Annotated in this window: 3 protein-coding genes; all 3 read left to right on the top strand. The window is 68.3% G+C overall.

Features of this window, described 5'->3' with window-relative positions; all coding sequences use genetic code 11:
• Positions 1 to 140, top strand: a 140-nt coding sequence (locus Q8Q88_RS04890) for a carboxyl transferase domain-containing protein (protein ID WP_305674078.1), incomplete at its 5' end; no start/stop codon positions are given.
• Positions 141 to 148: 8 nt separating this feature from the next.
• Positions 149 to 526 carry a MerR family transcriptional regulator gene (locus Q8Q88_RS04885; protein ID WP_305674077.1) on the top strand — a complete coding sequence of 126 codons (378 nt, stop codon included), beginning with the start codon at positions 149 to 151 and terminating at the stop codon, positions 524 to 526.
• Positions 527 to 529: 3 nt separating this feature from the next.
• Positions 530 to 2460: acetyl/propionyl/methylcrotonyl-CoA carboxylase subunit alpha (locus Q8Q88_RS04880; protein WP_305674076.1), on the top strand; the 1931-nt coding region annotated here is incomplete at its 3' end.

Raw genomic sequence — 2460 nt, 5'->3', positions numbered from 1 at the left:
TCGTCGCCGCCTCCCGTGGCTATATCGACGACGTCATCATGCCCCACGCCACCCGTAGGCGCATCGCCCGCGCGCTCAACAACCTGCGCGGCAAGCAACTCGCCAATCCCTGGAAAAAACACGACAATATCCCGCTGTAGGAACCGCGATGTCCGCTTCCCCCGAGTTCTCGCTCACCCAGCTCAGCCGCACCTATGGCGTGACCCCGCGCGCCATCCGCCACTATGACGACGTCGGCCTGATCAAGCCGCACCGCAACCGCGCCAACCGCCGCCGGCTGGACCTAGCCGAGCGCGACCGGCTGCTGTTCATCCTGCGCCTGCGCGAGGCGGGGCTGGGGCTGGACGAGATCCGTCGGATCGTCGCGGTCGGCCGTCGACACGGCCCTTCGGTGCAACTCACCTGCGCCTGCGCGGCGCTCAATGACCGGATCGTCGATCTGGAATGCGCCTTCCCGCCCAGGCCGGCCTCGGTGAAGGCCGCGGTCAGCGTGCTGCAGGCCCTGGAAACCGAGATGGCGGCCTAAGCCATGTTCAAGAAGATCCTCATCGCCAACCGGGGCGAGATTGCGGTCCGGATCATTGGGACCTGCCGTCGTCTGGGGATTGCGACGGTGGTTGTCTATTCGGAGGCCGATGCGGATTCGCTGGCGGTGGAGCTGGCCGACGAGGCGGTGTTCATCGGCGGGGCGGCGGCGGCCGAGAGCTATCTGGTGGCCGACAAGATCGTGGCGGCCTGCCGCGAGACCGGGGCCGAGGCGGTGCATCCGGGGTTCGGGTTCCTGAGCGAGAACGCCGGCTTCGCCAAGCGCCTGGCCGATGAGGGGATCGTGTTCATCGGCCCCAACCCGGGCGCCATCGAGGCGATGGGCGACAAGATCCAGTCCAAGCTGTTTGCCGCGGCGGCCGGGATCTCGGTGGTGCCGGGCCATGTGGGCGAGATCGACGACACGGCCCATGCGGTCAGGATCGCCGAGGAGATCGGCTATCCGGTGATGATCAAGGCCTCGGCCGGGGGCGGGGGCAAGGGCATCCGGGTGGCCTGGAGCCGCCAGGACGTCGAGGAGGGCTTCCCGGCGGTGAGGTCGGAGGCCAAGTCGAGCTTCGGCGACGACCGGATCTTCCTGGAGAAGTTCATCGAGAGCCCGCGGCACATCGAGATCCAGGTGCTGGGCGACAAGCACGGCCACGTGGTCCACCTGTTCGAGCGCGAGTGCTCGATCCAGCGCCGCAACCAGAAGGTCATCGAGGAGGCGCCCAGCCCGCTGCTGGACGAGGCGACCCGCAATGCGATGGGGGCCCAGGCCGTGGCGCTGGCCCAGGCGGTGAACTACGACTCGGCCGGGACGGTGGAGTTCGTGGCCGGTCAGGACAGGAGCTTCTACTTCCTGGAGATGAACACCCGGCTGCAGGTGGAGCACCCGGTCACCGAGCTGATCACCGGCCTGGACCTGGTCGAGCAGATGATCCGCTCGGCCTATGGCGAGAAACTTCAGTTCCAGCAGTCCGACCTTGCGATCAACGGCTGGGCGATCGAGAGCCGGATCTATGCCGAGGACCCCTATCGCGGCTTCCTGCCCTCGATCGGCCGGCTGGTCAGGTACTCACCCCCGCGGGAGGGCCAGCTCGGCGAGATCGTGGTGCGCAACGACGCCGGGGTGCGCGAGGGCGACGAGATCTCGATGTTCTACGATCCGATGATCTCCAAGCTGTCGACCTGGGCGCCGAGCCGGCTGGCCGCCATCGACGCCATGGGCCGGGCGCTGGAGGACTTCCACATCGAGGGTCTCTCCCAGAACATCCCGTTCCTGGCCGCGGTGATGGACCAGGAGCGCTTCCGTTCGGGCCAGCTGTCGACCAACTACATCAAGGACGAGTTCCCGGGCGGCTTCCACGGGACCGCCCCCACCGACTTCCAGCGCGACCTGATGGCGGCGGTGGCCTGCGCCATGCACACCAAGCTCACCGCCCGCTCGGCGCCGCAGCTGGTGCGCGACGAGTGGGTGGTGATCGAGAACGGCGCGCGGCGCCTCGTCAGGCTCGCCAATGGCGGCGACGCCTTCCGGGTCGAGTTTCTCGGCGAGGACCGCAAGCTCAGCCTGACCGAGATCGCCTGGAAGCCCGGCCAGCCGGTCTTCCGCGCCAGCCTCGACCACATCCCCTTCACCGCCCAGGTCCGGCCGCTCGCCGAGGGCTTCGTCATCCGCCATCGCGCCGCCCAGGCCCATGTGCTCGTCCTCACCCCCCGCTCGGCCGAGCTGCACGAGAAGCTGCCGCCCAAGCAGGCCGCCGACACCTCCAAGATGATCCTCTCGCCCATGCCCGGGCTCGTGGTCTCGCTCGACGTCGCCATCGGCCAGGAGGTCAAGACCGGCGAGCAGGTCGCCATCGTCGAGGCCATGAAGATGCAGAACATCATCCGCGCCGAGCGCGACGGAACCGTCAAGACTGTCGGAGCCGC

Origin of the sequence: Phenylobacterium sp., assembly GCF_030697925.1 — a bacterium.
Classification (GTDB): domain Bacteria; phylum Pseudomonadota; class Alphaproteobacteria; order Caulobacterales; family Caulobacteraceae; genus Phenylobacterium.
The sequence above is the reverse complement of the archived record's forward strand: the minus strand, read 5'-3'. Positions and strand labels throughout refer to the sequence as shown.

Bases quoted from the DNA above. Each gene is read 5' to 3' on its own strand.
- Q8Q88_RS04885 (WP_305674077.1), top strand. From the start codon at position 149: ATGTCCGCTTCCCCCGAGTTCTCGCTCACCCAGCTCAGCCGCACCTAT.